Origin of the sequence: Mycolicibacterium rhodesiae (assembly GCF_002086695.1) — a bacterium.
Classification (GTDB): domain Bacteria; phylum Actinomycetota; class Actinomycetes; order Mycobacteriales; family Mycobacteriaceae; genus Mycobacterium; species Mycobacterium rhodesiae.
Map to the genome: position 1 here is coordinate 196,821 of NZ_MVIH01000006.1, position 20,493 is coordinate 217,313.

23 protein-coding genes are annotated in these 20,493 nt (G+C 64.5%); 13 read left to right on the forward strand and 10 right to left on the reverse strand.

The genetic code is table 11. The features are described from left to right. Positions 1-7: 7 nt before the first annotated feature. The 3 genes from BST42_RS15365 to BST42_RS15375 form a co-directional block, all read right to left on the reverse strand. On the reverse strand, positions 8-2,350 hold the full coding sequence (locus tag BST42_RS15365) for a heavy metal translocating P-type ATPase (RefSeq protein WP_083120170.1): 2,343 nt from the start codon (positions 2,348-2,350) through the stop codon (positions 8-10). A 40-nt stretch (positions 2,351-2,390) separates the two neighbouring features. Further along, on the reverse strand, positions 2,391-2,636 hold the full coding sequence (locus tag BST42_RS15370) for a heavy-metal-associated domain-containing protein (protein ID WP_083120171.1): 246 nt from the start codon (positions 2,634-2,636) through the stop codon (positions 2,391-2,393). Between the two features lie 157 nt (positions 2,637-2,793). After that, positions 2,794-3,087 carry a metal-sensitive transcriptional regulator gene (locus tag BST42_RS15375; RefSeq protein WP_083120172.1) on the reverse strand — a complete coding sequence of 98 codons (294 nt, stop codon included), beginning with the start codon at positions 3,085-3,087 and terminating at the stop codon, positions 2,794-2,796. A gap of 293 nt (positions 3,088-3,380) precedes the next feature. Between BST42_RS15375 and BST42_RS15380 the strand changes: the two genes are divergently transcribed. Next, a complete protein-coding gene (locus tag BST42_RS15380; protein WP_036419765.1) occupies positions 3,381-3,638 on the forward strand; it encodes a hypothetical protein in 258 nt (85 codons plus the stop codon). 47 nt (positions 3,639-3,685) lie between these two features. Here the strand turns inward: BST42_RS15380 and BST42_RS15385 are convergent, their stop codons facing one another. Further along, on the reverse strand, positions 3,686-4,903 hold the full coding sequence (locus BST42_RS15385) for a L,D-transpeptidase (RefSeq protein WP_083120289.1): 1,218 nt from the start codon (positions 4,901-4,903) through the stop codon (positions 3,686-3,688). Positions 4,904-5,290: 387 nt separating this feature from the next. Here BST42_RS15385 and BST42_RS15390 point away from each other — a divergent pair, with 387 nt between their 5' ends. The 6 genes from BST42_RS15390 to BST42_RS15415 all read left to right on the forward strand — a co-directional run bounded on the left by BST42_RS15390 (position 5,291) and on the right by BST42_RS15415 (position 10,322). After that, positions 5,291-6,229: a L,D-transpeptidase gene (locus BST42_RS15390; protein WP_083120173.1), complete on the forward strand. Its 939-nt coding sequence runs from the start codon at positions 5,291-5,293 to the stop codon at positions 6,227-6,229. A 173-nt stretch (positions 6,230-6,402) separates the two neighbouring features. Further along, a complete protein-coding gene (locus BST42_RS15395) occupies positions 6,403-7,275 on the forward strand; it encodes a PPK2 family polyphosphate kinase (protein WP_083120174.1) in 873 nt (290 codons plus the stop codon). Between the two features lie 111 nt (positions 7,276-7,386). Continuing rightward, on the forward strand, positions 7,387-7,890 hold the full coding sequence (locus tag BST42_RS15400) for a hypothetical protein (protein WP_083120175.1): 504 nt from the start codon (positions 7,387-7,389) through the stop codon (positions 7,888-7,890). Between the two features lie 58 nt (positions 7,891-7,948). Continuing rightward, complete coding sequence (locus tag BST42_RS15405; RefSeq protein WP_083120176.1) at positions 7,949-8,374, forward strand: BlaI/MecI/CopY family transcriptional regulator; 426 nt, start codon at positions 7,949-7,951, stop codon at positions 8,372-8,374. Then, complete coding sequence (locus tag BST42_RS15410) at positions 8,371-9,276, forward strand: M56 family metallopeptidase (protein ID WP_083120177.1); 906 nt, start codon at positions 8,371-8,373, stop codon at positions 9,274-9,276. Before BST42_RS15405 ends, BST42_RS15410 begins: the two co-directional genes overlap by 4 nt. Before the next feature lie 173 nt (positions 9,277-9,449). Next, positions 9,450-10,322, forward strand: coding sequence for a polysaccharide deacetylase family protein (locus tag BST42_RS15415; RefSeq protein ID WP_083120178.1), 873 nt, complete (start codon positions 9,450-9,452; stop codon positions 10,320-10,322). Positions 10,323-10,437: 115 nt separating this feature from the next. On the opposite strand, the gene BST42_RS15420 is transcribed toward BST42_RS15415, so the two are convergent. The 3 genes from BST42_RS15420 to BST42_RS15430 form a co-directional block, all read right to left on the reverse strand. Continuing rightward, on the reverse strand, positions 10,438-10,947 hold the full coding sequence (locus BST42_RS15420; protein ID WP_207569509.1) for a 4Fe-4S binding protein: 510 nt from the start codon (positions 10,945-10,947) through the stop codon (positions 10,438-10,440). A gap of 214 nt (positions 10,948-11,161) precedes the next feature. After that, positions 11,162-11,569: a hypothetical protein gene (locus tag BST42_RS15425; RefSeq protein ID WP_083120180.1), complete on the reverse strand. Its 408-nt coding sequence runs from the start codon at positions 11,567-11,569 to the stop codon at positions 11,162-11,164. A gap of 488 nt (positions 11,570-12,057) precedes the next feature. Continuing rightward, entirely contained in the window at positions 12,058-12,465 is a 408-nt protein-coding gene (locus BST42_RS15430) for a hypothetical protein (RefSeq protein ID WP_308207491.1), read from the reverse strand. Positions 12,466-12,909: 444 nt separating this feature from the next. Here BST42_RS15430 and BST42_RS15435 point away from each other — a divergent pair, with 444 nt between their 5' ends. The 3 genes from BST42_RS15435 to BST42_RS15445 all read left to right on the forward strand — a co-directional run bounded on the left by BST42_RS15435 (position 12,910) and on the right by BST42_RS15445 (position 14,984). Further along, a complete protein-coding gene (locus BST42_RS15435; protein WP_083120182.1) occupies positions 12,910-13,167 on the forward strand; it encodes an SHOCT domain-containing protein in 258 nt (85 codons plus the stop codon). After that, positions 13,164-13,790 (forward strand): sulfocyanin-like copper-binding protein, encoded by a 627-nt coding sequence (locus BST42_RS15440; RefSeq protein WP_207569510.1) that lies wholly within the window; start codon positions 13,164-13,166, stop codon positions 13,788-13,790. Before BST42_RS15435 ends, BST42_RS15440 begins: the two co-directional genes overlap by 4 nt. Before the next feature lie 192 nt (positions 13,791-13,982). Then, positions 13,983-14,984 (forward strand): Gfo/Idh/MocA family protein, encoded by a 1,002-nt coding sequence (locus BST42_RS15445; protein WP_264047758.1) that lies wholly within the window; start codon positions 13,983-13,985, stop codon positions 14,982-14,984. Between the two features lie 98 nt (positions 14,985-15,082). Here the strand turns inward: BST42_RS15445 and ripB are convergent, their stop codons facing one another. The 3 genes from ripB to BST42_RS15460 form a co-directional block, all read right to left on the reverse strand. Continuing rightward, a complete protein-coding gene (gene ripB / locus BST42_RS15450) occupies positions 15,083-15,862 on the reverse strand; it encodes an NlpC/P60 family peptidoglycan endopeptidase RipB (RefSeq protein WP_133057470.1) in 780 nt (259 codons plus the stop codon). A 281-nt stretch (positions 15,863-16,143) separates the two neighbouring features. After that, a complete protein-coding gene (locus tag BST42_RS15455; RefSeq protein WP_083120184.1) occupies positions 16,144-16,740 on the reverse strand; it encodes a class I SAM-dependent methyltransferase in 597 nt (198 codons plus the stop codon). 289 nt (positions 16,741-17,029) lie between these two features. After that, the gene (locus tag BST42_RS15460; RefSeq protein WP_083120292.1) at positions 17,030-17,359 is read right to left on the reverse strand and encodes a cupin domain-containing protein; all 330 of its coding nucleotides are present in this window, start codon (positions 17,357-17,359) and stop codon (positions 17,030-17,032) included. 275 nt (positions 17,360-17,634) lie between these two features. Here BST42_RS15460 and lpqS point away from each other — a divergent pair, with 275 nt between their 5' ends. The 3 genes from lpqS to BST42_RS15475 all read left to right on the forward strand — a co-directional run bounded on the left by lpqS (position 17,635) and on the right by BST42_RS15475 (position 20,492). Continuing rightward, positions 17,635-18,003, forward strand: a complete 369-nt coding sequence (gene lpqS / locus BST42_RS15465) for a putative copper homeostasis (lipo)protein LpqS (RefSeq protein ID WP_083120185.1) — start codon at positions 17,635-17,637, stop codon at positions 18,001-18,003. Between the two features lie 120 nt (positions 18,004-18,123). Beyond that, positions 18,124-19,230 (forward strand): PLP-dependent cysteine synthase family protein, encoded by a 1,107-nt coding sequence (locus BST42_RS15470; protein ID WP_083120186.1) that lies wholly within the window; start codon positions 18,124-18,126, stop codon positions 19,228-19,230. Then, positions 19,230-20,492, forward strand: a complete 1,263-nt coding sequence (locus BST42_RS15475) for an MFS transporter (protein WP_083120293.1) — start codon at positions 19,230-19,232, stop codon at positions 20,490-20,492. The genes BST42_RS15470 and BST42_RS15475 overlap by 1 nt, the downstream gene beginning before the upstream one ends. The last annotated feature ends 1 nt before the right edge of the window (position 20,493 follow it).

A 20,493-nucleotide genomic window follows, 5' to 3' on the forward strand; every position in this document is an offset into this window, starting at 1 on the left:
CGCCTAGTCACTTTTCCGACTGCCGAACTTGGCCAGACGCCGGTGTCGCAACGTGAGGGCCGACGGCGGACTTCGGGGACGTGGCGGTGCTGGCGAACCGCCGCAGGCGGAGGCTGTTGCTGACCACGAAGACTGAGCTGAATGCCATGGCGGCGCCGGCGATCAGCGGGTTGAGTAGGCCCAGGGCCGCGAGGGGGAGTGCGGCCACGTTGTAGGCGAATGCCCAGAACAGGTTTCCCTTGATAGTTTTCAGGGTTGATCGGGACAGTCGAATGGCGTCGGCGGCGGTGCGCAGATCACCACGGACCAGCGTCAGGTCGGATGCCTCGATGGCCACGTCGGTGCCGGTGCCCAGCGCCAGCCCCAGATCGGCTTGCACCAGGGCGGCGGCGTCGTTCACTCCGTCGCCGACCATGGCCACCGTTCGTCCTTGTGATTGAAGGGTTTTGACTGCGGCGACTTTGTCGGCGGGCAGAACCTCGGAGATGACGTCGTCGGGGTCGATGCCGACCTGTTCTGCCACTGCGAGCGCAGCACGTCGGTTGTCGCCGGTCAGGAGGATCGGGCGCAGGCCGAGCTCGCGGAATTGTTCGATAGCTTGCGCTGAGGTGTCCTTCACCGTGTCAGCGACGACAATCACGCCGCGCACCGCGCCGTCCCAGGCCACCCAGACCGGCGTGCCGCCCTGGGACTGGGCGTGTTCGGCGACCGTGGTGAGGTCATCTGGGGAAGCCAATGCCCAGTCTTCGGTGAGCCAACTCAATCGCCCAACCATGACTGCGTGGCTGTCGATGACTCCGGTGACGCCCTGGCCATTGTGGCTGGAGAACTCCTGCACCTGAGGTAGGGCGCCCTGAGCCGATGCCGCGGCGGCGATTGCCGCGGCGATCGGGTGTTGGGACGCATTCTCGACTGCCCCGGCGAAGGCGAGGACTTCATCGGAGTCCTGCTCCGCACGGGGGTGCACCGCGATCAGACTCATGCGGCCGGTGGTGACAGTGCCGGTCTTGTCCAAGACGATGGTGTCGACGCGGCGGGTGGATTCGAGGATCTGTGGCCCCTTGATCAGGATTCCGAGTTGGGCGCCGCGCCCGGTGCCGACCATCAGTGCTGTGGGAGTGGCCAACCCGAGTGCGCAGGGGCAGGCGATGATCAGCACGGCGACAGCTGCGGTGAAGGCGACTGTTCCTGAATGACCGGTGAGCAGCCAGGCGGCCAGAGTTGCCGCCGACAGGGCCAACACGATGGGCACGAAGATCCCCGACACCCGGTCGGCCAGGCGTTGCACCGACGCCTTGCCGTTCTGGGCTTCTTCGACCAGCCGAGCCATCTGGGCGAGCTGCGTGTCGGCCCCGATCCGACTGGCGCGCACCACTAATCGGCCGCCGGCGTTGACGGTGGCGCCGGTGACGTCATCTCCTGGGTGCACTTCGACGGGCACTGATTCGCCGGTGAGCATCGACGCGTCAACCGCCGAGGTTCCCTCCACGACGACGCCGTCGGTAGCGATCTTCTCACCCGGGCGCACCAGGAAGATGTCTCCGACATTGAGTTGAGCCGTGGGGATGCGGATTTCGGCTCCCTCGCGCAGTACCGTCACATCTTTCGCGCCCATATGGAGCAAGGCGCGAAGCGCGGCGCCGGATTGTGTCTTGGCGCGCGCCTCGAAGTAGCGGCCGGCCAGAATGAACACGGTCACCGCTGCGGCGACTTCGAGGTAGATGTGCTCGATCCCAGAGTCCGATTGCGGAAGCAAGGTGAACGGCATCCGCATCCCCGGCATGCCGGCGTGCCCGATGAACAACGCCCATAGGGACCACAGGTAAGCAGCGCTGACGCCCAGCGAGATCAGCGTGTCCATCGTAGCGGCACGGTGGCGGGCGTTGGTCCACGCTGCCCGGTGGAACGGCAGCGCGCCCCACACCACGACGGGCGACGCCAAGGTTAGTGCGAGCCACTGCCAGTTTCTGAACTGTAGTGCGGGGATCATCGACATCGCGATCACTGGCACCGTCAGTATCGCGCAGATCAGCAGTCGGCTCCGCAGCGAGTCGGCCTCGCCGGCCTCTGGGCCAGCTTCGCCGGGCTGGTCGTCGGCTTCCTGGAGCGGTGGCGGCGCAGCTGCGGTGTAGCCGGTGGCTTCGATGGTCGCGATCAGCACCGCCGGATCTACTGCCTCTGAGTAGGTCACCTGCGCCTTTTCGGTCGCGTAGTTGACGCTGGCTTGGACGCCGTCGAGCTTGTTCAACTTCTTCTCGATGCGGGCTGCGCACGACGCGCACGTCATCCCACCGATTGACAACTCGATGCGGCGGGGTTGTTCGACGGCGGCGGGATTCGTGGGGCTCATGGTGTGTCCTTGGGTGGCCGGCTTGCAAGGGGTGAAGGCGCTAGCGAGATTGTGGGTCTGCGACCAGGTGGTAGTCGCCGGCCTCATCGAGGGCAGCGGCGATCTGCTGAGGCGTCGGCGGTGTGTCGGCGGCTAGCGTGACGGTGGAGACGCTCCCGGCGACCAGCTCGACGGTGACCGCCTCTACACCGGGTAGCGCCGAGAGCTCCGCACTGACCGCGCCGACGCAGTGGCCGCAGGTCAAACCGGTCACCGCGTAGGAGTGCGTTGCCGGGGTGGTGTTCATGGTCGTCTCCTTGACGTGTGCCGATGGGGATGGGGTTGATGGTTTCGGTCCGCAGCAACCGCATCCGGAGGGGGCGGACGCGATCAGCAGCAGGGGGAGACCAGGCTTCTGGGTCATGTCGTGGCTACTTTCTGCGGGGTTGGGGAGATCAGGGGCGTCAGGAGTGCACCAGGCGGGCGATGGCCGCGGAGGCTTCTCTGATCTTCAGCTCAGCCACGTCACCGCCTTGCTTCACGGCATCATGGACGCAGTGGGACAGATGGTCGTCGAGGAGCGACAATGCCACTGACTCAAGCGCTTTGGTGGCTGCCGAGACTTGCGTGAGAACGTCGATGCAGTAGGCATCCTGCTCGACCATGCGCGCCAAACCGCGCACCTGCCCTTCGATGCGGCGAAGCCGTTTCAGGCGGGCGTCCTTCGAATCCGCGTAACCGGGTGCTGGCGCATCCAAAGCCGTCCTCCTTTCAAGCTCGACTGGAATATACCCCCATGGGGTATATCCTTGTCAAGGATGGCGTCGGTCTTCGGCCATCAAGCACATCCCGAACGCGCCGGGTCCTGCACTCGCGATACCGTCCCCGGCGCTCGGTTATGGAGCCCGACGCGCCCTCGGAGTGGGCGGTGGGGCCACGGCCGGGTGAATCATCGACCGGCGGCGCACCGCGGAACTTCGCGCGTGTACTAACCGGCTTAGTACTACATTAGCCAGTAGATCCAAGGTCGATTGACGCGAAGGAGTACGGGATGCCCAAAAGACGAATGGGGCGGGACCGGCCCATTACCAAGTCGCTGTACACGATCGAGTATCAGCGCGAGCGGCGCCGGCGTATTGCAGGCTGGGTATTCGTGGCTGTCGGGGCGGCGATGGCGGTCATCCACATGATCACCCACCTCGGCCGGTTACGGATCATCGGGCTGCAGGATCTGCTCATCGGGTATCCGATGGCCGGCGTGCTTATCTTGGGCGGTTTCTTGCTTGTAGGGTTCGCCGCCAAGACCTAGCTGTCAACACGCGCAGTGCCCCACCGCCACTGCAACCCACACGCCTGTTATGACAGTGCGCTGCCGGCGAGCCATCGGTCCCACGGCACGCTCCAATCGCCGTTCTGCCAGACCTCCAAGGGTTCGCCGCCGGTATTGCGCACCTCCACGATGTCGCCCGGTTGCGAGAACTCATAGAACCATTTGGCGTTTTCCGCGTTGAGGTTCAGGCAGCCGTGCGACACGTTGGTGTTTCCCTGCGCCCAGACTGTGCTGTCGAGCTGATGCAGGTAAATGCCGTCCGTACTGATCCGGGTGGCGTACTTGATGGTCTCGCGATATCCCAGTCGAGAGTTGATCGGCAACCCATAGGTTGACGAGTCCATGATCACCGGATTAGCCTTGTCCAGTACTGAGTAGACACCGGGCTGGGTCCAAAACGAAATAGTCTGTCCCCCAATTGTTTCAGTGCCGCCCATTCCCATCGACGTAGGCATGGTACGGACCAAGACGCCGTTCTCATAGACGCTGACTTGCTTCGTCGTATCGTCGGCGACCGAAACGTGTGCATCACCGATGGTGAAGGTGACTGTGCTGTCCTCCTGGCCGTACAAACCTCCCCCCAGCGGAGCCCCGTAGATGTTCGCCGACGCGGTCACTTCGGTGCCTGCCGCGAAGTACCGCTGCGGTCGCCAGTGCGCGTTCTGGTCATCCAGCCAGTACCACGAACCCTGAACCGGCGGCCAGGTTTTCACCTTCAGTCGCCGCTCGGCGGCCGCCCGGTCGACAATCGGTTCATCGAAATGCGCTACGACAACCATGCCGATGCCGTAGCTGCCACCCTCGCGTATCGGTGTTCCGGCTGTGGTGGTCAGGTAAGCCTTCGTTTGATTCCGAGGAGTGAGCGTAGAGAACGACGAGTTGTGTGTGGCTGGTCGACCATCGGTGCCCTCGGCGGTTACCGTGAGCGTGTAGAACCGACCATAACCCAGCGGGACAGTGGGCTTCCAGACCGTGTCGTCGGGCGTCATGACCCCGGGTACTGAAACGCCGGCCTCGTTGACCATCGTGACCGCGGTCAACCGACCCGCCGTCGCGGTCACCGTCACCGGTCCCAACGGATCTACCTCTCGGGCGCCGTCTCGCGGTGATATATCGGTCGCGGCCGGAGCTGGTGTGGGCGGGATGGCGCTGGCGATCTTGGTCTGCGCCGCCGGACAGTCTGCGGTGCAAACGTCTCGCGACATCACGGTTACCGCACCGAGTAGTCCAATGACGACGAGCATCACGCCGAGCACCGTTGCCCATGTTCGGCGATGTATGTGCAATGTGGCTCCCTTGAGCTCCGAATGGAGAAAGCCGCGCCGCAGCGGTGGCTGCGAGTGCGTTCAACGTCTTCCTACGAAACAACATAGTAGAAGTGGCGTTCCAAGCGGATCGCGACCGAAGGTCGGACGGCGTGCCCTCCAGCGATGCCGCAGCGGTGACAAAGTCGCTACTTCCTTGCAACGTACTGTCCTTGTCAGTAGGTTTTGGGAGATGAGGAGGTGCAGGCTGGCAAATCGAGGCTCTTCATGACGGGCAGCGCTTGTCGGCGTTGCGCTCCAGGAAGGGCCTGAAGCTGAACGGCGAAGTGCCCGCACCGTATGTATGGAACCTGGAGGTGTGATCCAATGCGGTGTTCTCGTCGTGTGACATTGACCGCTGTCATCGTCGCTATGGGCTTGCTCGTGGGCAGCCCGTTGGCGTTCGCGGACCCGGACCTCGTGCAGAACGACTCAGCAATCGTAACGGGACCGGATGGACTTGAAGCTCACGAGCCATCGGCGATCGTGGGACCGTCGAATGAGAATCCGTTCACCGGGGTGGAGACTCCGGCGGGGCAGAACTCCGCTCCCTTTGTAGGTCCACCACCTTTCCTGCCCCCGTCGTTCAACCCGGCCAACGGCTCGCTGGTCGGTGTGGCCAAGCCGATCACCATCAACTTCCAACGGCCTATCGCCGACCGGGTCATGGCAGAGCAAGCAGTCCACATCTCGTCGAACCCCCCGGTGCCGGGCAAGTTCTATTGGATGAGCGATAGGCAGCTGCGTTGGCGCCCTCTCGACCTCTGGCCCGCGAACACGACGGTGTCGATCGACGCCGCCGGCACGAAATCCTCCTTCCGCGCGGGTGACTCCCTGATCGCGACAATCGACGACAAGACCCACCAGATGACGATCACGCGCAACGGTGCAGTAGAGAAGACATTTCCCGTATCTATGGGCAAGAAGGGCTACGAGACACCCAACGGCACGTACTACGTGCTAGAGAAGTTCGCTGACATCGTCATGGACTCGTCCACCTATGGCGTACCGGTCGACTCTGCCGAGGGATACAAGTTGAAGGTTCAAGACGCCGTTCGGATAAGTAACACCGGCATCTTCGTGCACAGCGCGCCGTGGTCGGTTGCCGACCAAGGCAAGCGCAACGTCAGCCACGGATGCCCTAACCTCAGTCCGGCCAACGCCCAGTGGTTCTTCGATCATTTCGGCAGTGGCGACGCCGTCGTCGTGAAGAACTCCGTGGGCACCTACAACCAGAACGACGGTGCACAAGACTGGCAGATCTGATCAGTTCTGGAAGGCTCATGCTGATCATCTTCGGACGGTGCGCCACGCCTATTATCGCCGCACTCGCGCCCGGGAGCCGAATCGTGCCGGCGAAGGCCGCACTTGTGCCGGCGGCCTGAGATGGTATGCCCCGCAGGAGGAGGAGCAGTTGGCACTCGAAGGGGGTTCGTGACATGGGGGCACGTATCGAAGCGGCCGCTTCGGGCTGGGACGTCTCACCGGTTCATCTGCTGCGCCCGATTCCCGGCATATTTTCGCTGGCCGATCTCGACACTTCCGCTACTCCGGGGTTCGTCGGAAGCAAGTCCGACGCGGTGCGACTCATGCAGGACAGGGGCAAGCGTCTACACACCCTGCAGGAGAAGCTCTACGCCGATGCGGTGGCAGGTAATGGTCGCGCGGTACTTCTGGTACTGCAGGGCATGGACGCTGCTGGAAAGGGTGGAATCATTCGCCATGTTCTTGGCACGGTCAACCCCGAAGGCGTCGATCATGCGCCCTTCGGGGTGCCGTCCAGCGAGGAACGCCAGCATCACTTCTTATGGCGTGTCCACAAAGCCTTGCCGCGCCTTGGACACATCGGGGTATTCGACCGCTCACACTATGAGGACGTCCTCGTGGCTCGAGTTCGGAGGCTCGTCCCTGAGGAGGTGTGGCAGGGCCGGTACTGCGAGATCAACGAATTCGAAGACCAGGTGGCGGACCAAGGCACCGTCATCGTCAAAGTGGCAATGTTCATTTCCCTAGATGAACAAAGGCAGAGGCTGCTCGACCGCCTTCAAGACCCGCACAAGTACTGGAAATTCAGCCCCCGAGACGTCGACGATCGCTTGCTGTGGCCCGCCTACCGGGACGCTTACCAGGCACTGCTAGACAAAACATCAACCGAGGTCGCCCCTTGGTATGTCGTCCCCAGCGATCACAAGTGGTATAGCCGCATCACCGTGATGGAATTGCTGATCGCGGCACTCGAGTCAATGAATCTGTCCTGGCCTTCGGCGAGTTATGACATCGACGAAGAGATTGCGCGTTTGGAGCGCAGTTGAGATCAGACCTGGGGCTTGCCTCAAGCCGTCCGTCCGCGGCCGTCAACATCGAGGTGACGTCGTCTACTATTGCGTCTAGTAGAGGTCGGTGGAGTTAGGACGGGATGAGATATGACGATACGCGGGTGGACCTGGCTGCAGTGGGCCGTCGCGGTGCTCGCGGCATTGGGCGCAGCGGTCGTGGTAGCCGTCCCGAGCGCGCTGATCTCCAATCCGTTTTTTCTGCGTATGACGCCGGTGCCGTGGTGGAGCTATGCGGTCTGGGCGCTCACCGCAGCGCTCACCGGGTTGCTCGTGGCGAGTTACGTGCGGCGCCCGGATCACGAGAACCTCTCACCAGCCCGGGCGGGCGTGTTCGCCAATGTTGCATCGTTGTTGGCGGTGGGCTGTCCGGTTTGCAACAAGCTCGTTGTCGCCGCACTAGGGGTCAGCGGTGCGCTGTCAGTGTGGGCACCGCTCCAGCCGCTGATTGCTGTGGCCTCGCTGGCGTTGTTGGGCTGGGCAGTCTGGCGACGGCTGTCCACGCCGACCCAATGCCCGATCCCGAGCGCGCGGGTGGCCGCGACGCCGGGCGAGCAGGCGCAATCCGCGCTGGAAGGCATCCGGCCGCAGTGACGGTGATACCAACGTCCACGCCCCCGGGTCCGAGCGCTGGCCGGCCCGGATTCCTGCGGTGACTCCTCGCAGGGAGACTCCGCGCGGTATCCGCCGGACCCCAGCGGCGCGGCAACGCCCGCTGCCGGGCCTCGGCGAGCTGGAAGCCCTGACCATGGACGTGGTGTGGCGTTCTGCTGTACCGGTGCGGGTCCGCGACGTTCTGGACGAGCTCGAGCCGAACCGCAAGCCCGCTTATACCACTGTGATGACCGTCATGGACAACCTGTATCAGAAGGGATGGTTGAGCCGCCAGCTTGACGGGCGTGCCTACACGTACCTGGCAACACGCAGCCGCATCCAGGCCGCCACCGACGCGGTGCGTGACCTGCTGGCTGACAGCGGGGATCCGACGGCGGCGCTTCTGCATTTCGCCCGTGGCGCGACTGAAGCCGAGTTGGAGGCGTTGTCACGTGGTCTCAAAGAACGGCGCCGAAGGCTATGAGCGCGATGTTTGTGTTGGCGGTAGTCGGCCTCGCAATTGGCATCGTGGGGCCAAGCCTGCTTCGCGCCATGGTGACTCGGGGTGTGGAGGCGTCATTGGTCGTCGCAGTGTGGGCACTTACGATGTGCGCGACGGTCATCTCGATCGCGTTGCCTGTGCTGGGCGAACTGGTGCGCCGCTGTTGGCTGGCGTCACGCGAAGTTTCACCCGGAGGCGTCGACTTGGTGGCTGCGGTCGTCAGTGCTCTCTTGCTTGGGTTCGCAGTGGCGCGGGGTGGCTGGGTGCTGTGGCGGTCCGGTCGGGAACGCCACCGACTGCACGGGCGGCATGTCGAACTGGCGCGGCTGTTGACGGGCGCCAGGCCCGATGCCGGTGGGGTCTTGTGGCTGCCGGCCTCGGAACCGCTGGCTTACAGCGTGGCTGGCACACCGCCACTGGTGGTGCTGACCAGCGGCTTGACCCAGCGTCTGGACCGCGCGGCAGTCGATGCGGTCCTAGCACACGAGCGTTCCCATCTGCGCCGTGGTCACCACCTGTTGGTCGATGCGGCGCATGCCGCGGCTGCGGGCATGGGCTGGCTACCGTTGATGCGCCAGTCACCGTCGTTGATTCGCACGCTGGTTGAACTCGACGCCGACGTGCAGGCCGCGCGCCAGCACGGGTGTGGTGGTCTGCGGCGCGCGCTCGAGGAGCTGGCTGGGGCTCCCGCGCCAAGAGCGGCGTTGGGAATGACTGGTGAGTGCACCCGACTGCGGCTGGCCCGCTTGGAGAGCGGACGTTCAACAGGCCGGGGGCCGCTCGCGGGCTTGGCCACGGCCGCGTGCGGTGCGGCGTTGCTGGGTTCGATGCTGGCGTTCGTCGCGTTCACTATGACTGCGCTGGTGTCGTGCGCCGCGTTCTGACACGGCGCACGAGCAGCAGGACGTCTCTCCGCAGTATTCCGTCCTGGCGCCGGGCGGGCGGGGGTGCGCGTCGACGACCTCAGCTACTATGCGTGACCGTAGATCGGTAGCCGCAGCTTGGCGGCTCATCTGTGAGATCCGCCCGTGTGCGACGTAGGACCTGGAGGTGCGACATGTTGTCCCGGAAAGGTTTACGGCTGTGGTGGCAGGTGAGTGCGCTTGCCGCGGTGCTGGTAGTAGTGGCGGCGGTGATGGTGCTCGCAGGGCGTGAACGGCAGGCCGCTGATCCTGACAATGTCGATTGCACGCGGGTCAAATGTGTGGCGTTGACCTTCGATGACGGACCGACACCGTTCACCGACCGCTTGCTGCAGGTCTTGACCGCTGACAACGCCAAGGCAACGTTCTTTCTGATCGGCAACAAGGTCGCCGCTGATCCGGGCGCAGCCCGGCGTATCGCCGATGCAGGGATGGAGATCGGCAACCACACCTGGGAACACCCGAACATGAGCACGATCCCCGTGCAGGACATTCCGACCCAGCTCAGTAAAGCGTCGGAGGTCATCGCAGCGGCGACCGGCCGGGCGCCGCAGTTGTATCGCCCGGCGGGTGGCCTTTCCAGTGATGCGGTCCGCGCCGAGGCAGGCAAGCAGGGGTTGGCGGAGATCTTGTGGGACGTCATCCCGTTCGACTGGATCAATGATTCCAACACCGCCGCCACCGTGTACATGCTGAAAACGCAGATCAAGCCAGGCTCAGTGGTGCTGCTGCACGATACGTACTCCAGCACCGTCGATTTGGTCTACCAGTTCTTGCCGGTACTGATCGCCAACGGATATCACATGGTGACCGTCAGCCACCTGGTAGGTTCGCGCGCGCCCGGCAGCAGCTACGGCAGCCGGGTTAACGGGCCAGCCGCCAACGACATCGCCGACATCCCCGCTGGCCGCATCCCGCCGCTGCCCGCGACCCCCTCACTCAAACCGGCGCCGAATCTCCCGATTACCGATATCCCCAACCAGAGTCCCGGTGGCCCACCGCAGTAGCCGCTGCGCCGTCGGCTGCCCGCGATCACCGCATCTCGTCCTCCCGCGGACCAATCGAACGGTTTCACCGGCACGCGAACGAAGCGTTCTTCCTCACCGGAGTCGGTTCCCGACATTAGATCTCCTCGGGCTCCATAGTGATTGCACCGCAGGGGCATTCGGTGGCGCAGATGCCGCAGCCCTTGCAGTAGTCGTAATCGATGCGGTAGCGGTTGCCGGGACCGAGCTTGATGACGGCGTTGTCGGGGCACACGCCGTAGCAGTTATCGCATTCGAAGCAGTTGCCGCACGATAGGCAGCGACGGGCCTCGAACAGGGCGGTGGACTCATCGAGACCGCCGACGACTTCGTCGAAGGTGGAGGTTCGCCGCGCCGCGTCGAGGGTGGGGCGCACGGTGGCCGGCGCGACGGAGTAGTACCAGGTGTTGAGCCGGTCGTACGTCGCCGGGGGTGGTTCGGTGGGCGCGAGATAGTTGCCGTGGCGCAGCCAAGCGTCGACGTGGCGGGCGGCGCGTTTGCCGTGTCCGATCGCGGCGGTGACGGTCCGCTCAGCGGGATTCCATGAATGCGAACACCTGATGTTTGTCCGCGCTGCGGTGGCAATTGGTGAGTGTCCACCCTGCATGCCTACTCCAGGCGCGACGCGCATCTATAGGGCCTGAAGTCCTGATTGTGCTCCCACGATTTCGTTTCCCGCCTCGTTGAGTGCTCGCCGGTTGTTCCAGGGTGCTGCTGGCACACTGGTGACCGGGCATGGCTAAAATGCGGTCTGAGACGTGATTTGAGCGCCGCAGAAGCCCAGTGTGAAAAAGCCCCTTCGCGCCCACGCTGAATACGCCTCAGGACGCGACCGCAACCAGCGTCGCCGCAACCCACACCGCAGCTAGAGCTGGCAACGCAAAGCGAAACGCCGAGTGCAACAAAAGGTTTACCACGGCCATGACACCGATCGATGGCGCGCCCGCAATCGCCAGGACTGCCACCGTGACCAGATTCCCCTCCCGCACACTCGTGACGGCCAGGTAAAGAGTGAGGATCCCGGTCGCCGCCGCGTACCCGCCGAGAACGGTGAACACACACCGCAGCCATCGGCCGAGGCGCGGCAAAGCCGTGGCTACCTCGACGGCGCTGCGGTCCAGGTAGCGCAGGTCCTCTGGCAGCAAGGCAGGACGGGCCAACATGAAGAATGCTCCGATGCCGACCAGGAAGGCACCGCCGACACCGAACAGCCACGCAGCCGCCGTCACCGCTGACCTCTGCCCGTACTACGTGCGGTGGCAACGGATTCGACCACCACGTCGGCGACGCGGTGGAAGTGCGGTGTAGTGCACAAGCCGATCCGTCGAGACCAGGTGACCCCGGCTCGATGCGAGGCGAGCAAGTTGGTCGGTACGGTCGAATACCGAATAGCCGCATGAGGCTGGCCGCGCAGGCCCCCTGACCCACTCGACTCGCCCCACCGCGAAATTGCGTCACCGGGCGGACGTGCGGCGGGCTGTGAGGTCGGCGCGCGCGTCAACCCTCGGCGACTGCGGGCGCAACGGACGGGGGCAAGGCTCGCGAGTTCCGTTGCAGCCGGGCTGCGTTGCCACTCGTTCAGGACGCGTATTCCTTCGCGATAGTCAATGGCATGGGATGGAACGGGCTCAGCCGAGTACCACGCAGAGCGGGATGTCGACGTCGACAATGTGATCACCATAAACAGAATCGGTCACCGAGAGGGCTTCTCAGACGGTTAGGAACGCGGCGTGCTGGGGTTGCTCGACGAGGTCGGGGGGTGGTGCGGGTCGGTGCTGGCTCCACCGGGACTCATCCCGCCGGGTGTCATCCCACCGGGGGCGGACCCGCCAGGAGTCATCCCTCCGGGACCCATCCCGCCGCCGGGCCCCATCATCCCGCCGGGCCCCATCATCCCGCCGGGACCCATTGGCATTTGCCCACCAGTGCCCATCATCGGGCACGTGCCGGATGGGCCCGTCCTCTCGCCGTCGTAGCCGCGATGCCACCCTGTTTGCCTGCCGAGGAAGAACCCGGAGAAGAACAGGACCGCGACGATGAACACAACGCCTGCGGCGATGCCTACCCACAGTAGGACAGCGGTCAGGCGACTGCGCTGGTCGGACGCTCGCGAGGACGTAGCCACCGGCCGCTCCTCGGAAGTGGTAACTGTCGGGGAGGGAGATTCAGCGGATTCGGGCATGCAGTGATGATGCGCCGGCTGGGTCCGCCAGGTGTGGTTTCCCCTCGATTCCCAGCGTGCGTACAGGATGTCCTATAGAGAGTAGTACTGAACAACTACGTTGATGACGCGCGCGCCGCAGGTGGTAATTCGTTCAGGTGTCTGCCACGCAGTCGCGGCGCCGACGACGCGCCCTGTGCCCGCCCGCGGGGTTTCTTGAGCGAATCTTTACAGAACCCTCATCAGTTCATCGTGATCGGTGCGCACTGTTGGAGTGAGTACGAGGTAGACGACCACGATGTGCCACGCGGCTCGGCTATGGGTCGCTTGTGCGACGCTTGTGTTGTACCTCGCGCATGAGAAGTTCGCTGTAGTGCGGCTTCACCTTTAGGAAAGTAGCGGACGACGATGATGTGGTATGGCGGTGACGGCTGGGGATGGGGCGGTTGGATTCTGATGACGGTCGGGATGGTGGCGTTCTGGGCGTTGGTGATCACTGCGATCGTGATTGCCATTCGCTACGTTGGCGATTCACGCCACACGACCCGTCCGCCGGTTTCCGGGCCGACGCGGGCCGAGGATCTGCTCCACGACCGCTTCGCTCGTGGCGAGATCGACGGCGAGGAGTACCGGCAGCGCATGGCGCTGCTGCGTGATCACCGGTGATCGCGGTGGGCTCCCACCGTGTGCGGCCGGCGCTGATCGTCGCGATCGCCGCCGTCGCGCTCGGAATCGCGAGCACAGCCTCGTTGGCCGCCTTTGGGCCGTTTGCCGGTTCACGATCCTGCGCGGCGCCGGCGTTGTCCGGCACAGTGGTTGACGTCACCCTCACCGACATGGGAGGCATGATGGGGCCGGGCATGATGGGCAACGGCTCCTACGGCCCGGGCGCGAACAACAACGGATACCCGTGGCCTCCCAAGGGAACGACGCGGGTCTTCGTCAACCCGTCAACAGTCCCGGCGGGACAGGTGTCGCTGCGGGTACGCAACAAGGGCGCGCTGACCCACGAGGTGGTCGTGCTACCACTGCCGCAGGGCCAGCTGCCTGGGCAGCGTGTCAGCGGTCCCGACGGCAAGGTTGACGAGACCGGCAGCCTGGGTGAAGCCTCCCGCACCTGCGGTGCCGGTGAAGGTATGGACATCGCCCCTTACGGCATCGCTGCCGGGGCGAGCGGCTGGACCACCATCACCCTGCCCCCCGGGCGCTACGAGCTGATCTGCAACATCGCCGGCCACTACTGGGCGGGCATGTACACCGAACTCGACGTCAGTGGTCCGAGCCGATGAATCTGGCGCAGTCGACAACCGCGTATAGGCGGGCGGGCAACCCAAGAGTCCCATCCGCGTCCAAAGCGGCCGGATGCGTCCACACTCCGCGGATGAACTGGGCGCCGCCAACCATCCCGATGCGTACGCATGCCCTCGAGCCTGCCACCCGCCCGATCTGGGCGTCACGAGGACAGTGTTAGCTTCGCATCCGTGACTGCAAACGAGGCTGCCCCGCTGCGGATCGGCGTCTTGGGCGCGGCGCGCATCGCACCGATGGCGCTCATCAGGCCCGCCAAGAGAAACGCCGAGGTCGTGGTTACCGCGGTCGCAGCGCGCGAAAACTCGCGTGCGGCGGCGTTCGCTTCCAAACACGACATCGCCCGGGTGCACGACAGTTACGAGGCGCTGATCGCCGACCCGAGCCTCGACGCTATCTACAATCCGCTGCCGAACAGTTTGCACGGCAGGTGGACTCGAGAGGCACTGGCCGCCGGCAAGCACGTGTTGTGTGAAAAGCCGTTCGCCGCCAACGCTGCCGAAGCCCGGGAGGTCGCCGACGTCGCCGCAACGTCGGACCGAGTGGTGATGGAGGCGTTCCACTACCGCTACCATCCACTTGCTTTGCGAATCGAACAGATCATTGCAGGGGGCGAACTCGGGAAGCTCGAGCGGGTGGAGGCAACCTTGTGCTACCCCCTGCCGAGGTTCTCCGACATCCGGTATCGCTACTCACTTGCCGGCGGCGCGACAATGGATGCTGGGTGCTATGCGGTGAACATGGCGCGCGCGTTCGGCGGTGCAAGACCGGAAGTAGTTTCGGCACGGGCGAAACTGCACGATCCGGAGATCGACCGGGCCATGACGGCCGAGTTGCGATTTCCCGGCGGCCACACCGGCCGGATCTCCTGCTCGATGTGGTCCTCGAATCTGCTGCAAATGAGCGCTCGGGTGGTAGGTGACCGTGGCGAGCTTCACGTGCTGAATCCGGTAATGCCACAGCTCTTCCACCGGCTCATGGTCCGATCAGCCAACTGCAATCGCGTGGAACGATTCTCGCGCCGCTCGTCCTATGCTTATCAGCTCGACGCTTTCGCTGCGGCGGTGCTGCGCGGCGAACCCGTGAAGACGACGGCGCAAGACGCGGTCGAAAACATGGCCGTCATCGATGCGGTCTATCACACTGCGGGCCTTCCACCGCGCGAGCGCAGCTGAACGGTGGACCACGAATAGCTCCAGTGTTGTTGGCGTATCACGGAAAGCTGGGACGTTCGTCATCTGAACATGCCATCACCAAGGTGCGGAGCACGCACCTACGTCTCGATGATGCGAGTGACGTACGGTGTCATGCCAGCGGTGCGGACCGGCGAAATCTTCACAGGCACACCGGTTTGCTGTGCTTCGAGCATCTGGCCTCCGCCGAGGTAGAGGGCTTCGTGCTGACCCCCTCCGGAGCCCCAGAACAACAGGTCGCCGCGCTTAGCCTCCGATGGCGGCACCTTGCGGCCCGCGTCGTATTGGGCCCCGGAGAACCGGGGAAGCAGAATGCCGACACCGGCGAATGCGTACCGAGTCAAACCTGAGCAGTCGAATCCGACCGTGTTAGCGCCGGAGTCGATTCCAAGACTTGGCCCTGTGAGGCTCCCGCCGCCCCAGGAGTAGGGCACCCCCATCTGTGATCCGGCTCGGCGGATTACATACTCGATCGCCTGCTTACCGTTTACGCGGTTGCCGCTGAAAACAGACGGCGGATCGGCCGTCGGGCTTCCGATCCCGAGGCTGCCGAGGAACTTACGCCCTAGGTCTATCGTAGTTTGCGCAGCCTTGGCGGTTGCCTGCAGCGATGCATTTGCGATCGCCAAGGGGTCACCCGGAGCTCCCGCGCTGAGCACCTTGGGCAGCAACGGGTCCCACGGGCCATTCGTCGGCTCGGCTCGGGCGGGCGAAAGCGGGGCTGCCACCAGCGTGGCAACGACGGCGAATCCCAGAACGGCTGAACGCCTGCTCCAGAGCCGACGACTCGCACGGCGGGGCCGCCTCGGACGCGGTGGCGGGCATTCGTCGCGATTGTTGGTGCGCGATGGGACCGGCATCAGCTCTAGCTCTCCTTCGGACGCGGCGGTGGATTGCCATGCCACGCTGGTCGGTTCTGATACCAACCTGGCCCAGGACATCTACGTACTTAGTAAGTACGTAGAAACCCCGTGTCGGAGTTAACGTACATCACTTTGGCACCATTGGAAACAGACGTCACAAAGTACAGCCTTGTAATTCCCTGCGCCGTTGCTGTTTTGGAGCTGGGGCTCGGACTCGTGGGATCGGGGAGGGGGTCTCGGTTAGCCTACGGGTGTGTCACGACCTCGCGGCGGGCCACTCAGGCCTTTCGTGCCGCGCCGATGAACACCATGCCCCCGAGGTGATGTTCGAACTCGCCGGTGCCGTGCAAACCGTGCCGTGCCAATTCTGTTGCGAATTCCGCTGCCTCGAAACGATTTTCACGAGGATGCAAAGTGAAGGTCCGGAACGCCCAAGTGTCGAGCATTTGGCGGGGTACCTCCTCGAACAGCAGCAGCCCCCCAGGTCGGAGCACGCGGGCGATCTCCGCCACCGCCTGCTGCCAGTTCGGGACGTGGTGGATGATCCCGAAGTCCACCACCGTGTCGGTGCTCGCCGTGGGCTGCGCGATGTCGCATACATCGCCGACTGACAGCTCCACCCGCCTCCCGTGGAGCCGTCTGCGTGCCAATTCGACCATCGATTCGTCGAGGTCGAACACTGTGACGCTCGCGGCACCGAGCCGGTCCAGGATCACTTCGGCCCCGACTCCGCGTCCGCACCCGACCTCTAAAACCTGCTGGCCGGACAGGTCGCCGCCGGCCAACCGGCGGAACCAGCTCGCCTCACGGTGGTGCTGATGGGCCGCGCGGACAGGGTTGTTCATCGCGGCGCGCTCGAACGCGTTGAGCTTCATCGGCCTCCTTCTGCTGGGCATGAGACCCCGACCCCACATACCCTACGGGGGTATAGTTAGCAGCGCAATGGCCAATTGAACGTGAGTGGACGTGAGTCGAGGATTGCTCCGATGAAGCATGGCTGTGCCCCTCGACGGAAGGGTGCCGCTTACCCGAACTAACCTGTCAGACAGTGACTCTCGCTGGTGGACGGCCATCGAGGGGAATTGATTCGCCGGCCACCAGGACGGATCAGGCATGTACCCGTCGGCCATGGTGCCCCGTCAAGAGCTAGTCGAATCGCGGCCGTCAGGCCTTGGCAACTGTGAGCAGTATCGCTGAGTCTGTGACGGCGTCGAGGCGATGCCGCACCGGTGGTAGCGCAAGCAGGTCGCCGGCGATGGCGTCCCACTGCGTGTCGTGGGTAGCTACCCGCACTCGACCGTGCAGGACGTACACGGTGGCTTCTCCAGGGTTCTCGTGATCGTCCAACGACTGCCCTTGGAGCAACGCGATAACGGTCTGCCGCAGCACGTGTTCGTGACCGCCATAAACGGTCTCGGCGCTGCGACCGCTCGGCTGCGCGGCGGCGTGGGCTAGGAGATGCCGCACCGTTGCGTCGAGCGAACGTTTCTTCAAGGTGGGTTTGTACCGCTTTCTCAAAGTCGTTGCGAGCATTCCGCAATCTAGGATCGCAGATTACGTCAGTGGGCGGTAGGCCGCGGCACGGGTGTGATTGTCGCCGCCCTTGCGCCTACAGCCGGATACCAGCGGATGCGCTGGCTCAACGCCATTGTCGCGGCGGTATTACGACTCGGCATCAACTTCGTGGGTCGATGCCCGGCCTGCATCGCGCTGCTAAAGTCGCGGTCACTATGCACGCTTCGAGCCGGTCGCCGCGCCTAGGACTGTGGGTGATAGTTGGCCTAGTCGCTCTGCTATGCCTCGCAGCGCCGGCGTCCAGCACGGCATCGTCGCAGCACCTCCCGGAGTTGCACAGCCACGAAACAGTCTCGGCCCTCTACGGGCACCTCATCTCCGATGCCGACCATGCGCACATCGATTCGGGCATTCAGGAATGCCTACCTGATTCAGTCTCCGACTTTTTGGTCCCAAGGCTGCGCGGGACGTTGTTGGCGCTGGGCCTGCTGGTCGGCTTGGCGGTGCTATGGCGACTGTCGGGCCAGGACGAGCCGGCCGTTGGCCGCGCCCCGCCCCGCTCGGTTGTCGCGGCCCTGTCCGTGCCGGACATCTTGACGTTGTTCTGCGTCGCGCGACGCTGATCGGATAGCGACAGACCGGCTCCACTGTTCCTTGGTGGTGATGGCTGGTCGGTGCCCGCTGTCCATGACCAGCGGCCGCGCGCCTGTTGTCGCGGCCATCACGCGGAAGCGACATTCTCCATGACATCTGTTCTGCCAATTCACCCGTTCCCCGTCCACGCCACCACTCAGCGCGGCCCACGCCGCGATGACCGGCCCTCCTCCATGGTCGGCAACACACCGGTCTTGCGCATCACCGCGCCCTTCGCCACCGATGAACGCGGCTTTTGGGCCAAGCTGGAGGGCTTCAACCCCGGCGGCATGAAAGACCGCCCGGCTCTGCACATGGTGGAGCGCGCCCGAGCCCGCGGAGCGCTGCGCCCGGGGGCTCGCATCATCGAGTCCAGCAGTGGCACATTGGGTTTGGGCTTGGCGCTAGCCGGTATGGCCTATCGGCACCCGGTGACGGTGGTCACCGACCCCGGGCTCGAGCCCATCCTCGTGCGGATGCTCACCGCCTACGGGGCCCGAGTCGACCAGGTCACCGAGCCGCACCCCGACGGCGGCTGGCAGCAGGCCCGCCGGGACCGGGTCGATCAGCTGCTCGCCGAGGACCCCACCGCCTGGCATCCCGATCAGTACAGCAATCCTGACTGTGTGGCCGCCTACCGAGGGCTCGCCTTGGAGTTGCGGGCACAAGTCGGCGATGTGGACGTGCTGGTGTGTTCAGTGGGCACCGGCGGGCATTCGGCCGGAGTGGCCCGAGTGCTACGCGAGTTCAACCCGGCCATGAAACTGATCGGTGTGGATGCCATCGGGTCACGGATATTCGGACAACCCGTCCAACCGCGGCTGATGCGGGGGCTCGGCTCGAGCATTTACCCTGCCAACGTGGACTACACGGCCTTCGATGAGGTCCATTGGGTCGCTCCAGCCGAAGCGGTCTGGGCGTGCCGGGCTCTAGCGGCCACCCACTACGCCACCGGCGGGTGGAGTGTGGGGGCGGTCGCTCTCGTCGCAGGTTGGGCAGCTCAGGCCCATGTGCGGGAAGCGACCGTCGCGGCGATCTTCCCCGACGGCCCGCAACGCTACTTCGACACGATCTACAACGACGACTACTGCCACGAACACGGTCTGCTCGCTGCTGAGCAACCGATCGAACCGGTCACAATTGACGATCCCGGCCGTGTCACAGTCCAATCATGGACCCGGTGCGACGCGGTCGCAGCCCCGGGCAGGCGAGTGTGATGAGCGACATCATGGGTGAGTTCCGCAGCTTCGGCTGGCCGAGCCGGCTGCTGATGATCAACCAATTCGGCATCAACCTCGGCTTCTACATGCTGATGCCTTACCTGGCCGGCTATCTGGCCGGGCCGCTGGGGCTGGCGGCGTGGGCGGTCGGGCTTGTTTTAGGGGTACGCAACTTCTCCCAGCAGGGCATGTTCATTGTGGGCGGCACCCTGGCCGACCGGCTCGGCTACAAGCCGCTGATCGTGGCCGGCTGTCTATTGCGTACCGGTGGCTTTGCGCTGCTTGTCATCGCGCAATCGTTGCCCATGGTTCTGGTCGCCTCGGCCGCAACGGGATTCGCCGGGGCGCTCTTCAACCCGGCGGTGCGCGCGTACCTGGCCGCCGAGGCCGGAGAGCGCCGCGTCGAGGTGTTCGCCGTATTCAATGTCTTCTATCAGGCGGGCATCCTGGCCGGTCCTCTGGTGGGGCTGGCGTTCATGGCAGTCGATTTCCGCCTCACCGCGGCTGGAGCCGCAGCGGTGTTCGCGCTGTTGACGATCGCGCAATTGTTCGCTCTACCACGCCGCGCCCCTGCGGCTGCCGAGACCGCCAGCTCGGTATTTCAGGACTGGCGCATTGTGACCTCCAACCGCTCGTTCCTGTTGTTCGCCCTGGCAATGGTCGGGTGCTACGTGCTGTCATTTCAGGTGTACCTGGCGCTGCCGCTGCACGCCGCCGTCCTGTCACCGGGCCACGCGTCGGTAATGGTGGCCGCGATCTTCGTGGTTTCTGGTGTTGTCGCAGTCGCCGCACAGATGAGGATCACCCGATGGCTCGCCGCTCGCTGGGGATCTGGCCGCGCACTGGCGATCGGCATGATGGTGATCGCACTGTCTTTCATGCCATTGCTTGTCGTGCCCGACGCCTGGTTCGGCGGGCTGGTCGCACTGGCGGCCTTGCTGGTGACCACCGCCGTGCTGGCGGTCGGCTCAGCGGCGGTTTTCCCATTCGAGATGGACACCGTGGTGGCATTAGCCGAGGGCCGACTGGTGGGCACCCATTACGGCTTCTATAACACCATCGTCGGCATGGGCATTTTGGCCGGAAACCTCGCCACCGGCTACGTGCTGCAGATTGCCCGGGATCACGGGGCCACCAAACTGACATGGGCCGCGCTGGTCGCAATCGGATTGCTGTCAGCCGCGGCGCTGCACGCCCTGGCCCGCAATGGTCACCTGCAGCCGGTCGCGGATCGTCAGGTTGTCAGTACGGGGCAGTGAT

Excerpts from the sequence above, each read along its gene's own strand:
- BST42_RS15365 (WP_083120170.1), bottom strand. The coding sequence starts at position 2,350 with ATGAGCCCCACGAATCCCGCCGCCGTCGAACAACCCCGCCGCATCGAG.
- BST42_RS15370 (WP_083120171.1), bottom strand. The coding sequence starts at position 2,636 with ATGAACACCACCCCGGCAACGCACTCCTACGCGGTGACCGGTTTGACC.
- BST42_RS15380 (WP_036419765.1), top strand. The coding sequence starts at position 3,381 with ATGCCCAAAAGACGAATGGGGCGGGACCGGCCCATTACCAAGTCGCTG.
- BST42_RS15385 (WP_083120289.1), bottom strand. The coding sequence starts at position 4,903 with ATGCTCGTCGTCATTGGACTACTCGGTGCGGTAACCGTGATGTCGCGA.
- BST42_RS15390 (WP_083120173.1), top strand. The coding sequence starts at position 5,291 with ATGCGGTGTTCTCGTCGTGTGACATTGACCGCTGTCATCGTCGCTATG.
- BST42_RS15395 (WP_083120174.1), top strand. The coding sequence starts at position 6,403 with ATGGGGGCACGTATCGAAGCGGCCGCTTCGGGCTGGGACGTCTCACCG.
- BST42_RS15400 (WP_083120175.1), top strand. The coding sequence starts at position 7,387 with ATGACGATACGCGGGTGGACCTGGCTGCAGTGGGCCGTCGCGGTGCTC.
- BST42_RS15410 (WP_083120177.1), top strand. The coding sequence starts at position 8,371 with ATGAGCGCGATGTTTGTGTTGGCGGTAGTCGGCCTCGCAATTGGCATC.
- BST42_RS15415 (WP_083120178.1), top strand. The coding sequence starts at position 9,450 with ATGTTGTCCCGGAAAGGTTTACGGCTGTGGTGGCAGGTGAGTGCGCTT.
- BST42_RS15420 (WP_207569509.1), bottom strand. The coding sequence starts at position 10,947 with ATGCAGGGTGGACACTCACCAATTGCCACCGCAGCGCGGACAAACATC.
- BST42_RS15435 (WP_083120182.1), top strand. The coding sequence starts at position 12,910 with ATGATGTGGTATGGCGGTGACGGCTGGGGATGGGGCGGTTGGATTCTG.
- ripB (WP_133057470.1), bottom strand. The coding sequence starts at position 15,862 with ATGCCGGTCCCATCGCGCACCAACAATCGCGACGAATGCCCGCCACCG.
- BST42_RS15455 (WP_083120184.1), bottom strand. The coding sequence starts at position 16,740 with ATGAAGCTCAACGCGTTCGAGCGCGCCGCGATGAACAACCCTGTCCGC.
- BST42_RS15470 (WP_083120186.1), top strand. The coding sequence starts at position 18,124 with ATGACATCTGTTCTGCCAATTCACCCGTTCCCCGTCCACGCCACCACT.
- BST42_RS15475 (WP_083120293.1), top strand. The coding sequence starts at position 19,230 with ATGAGCGACATCATGGGTGAGTTCCGCAGCTTCGGCTGGCCGAGCCGG.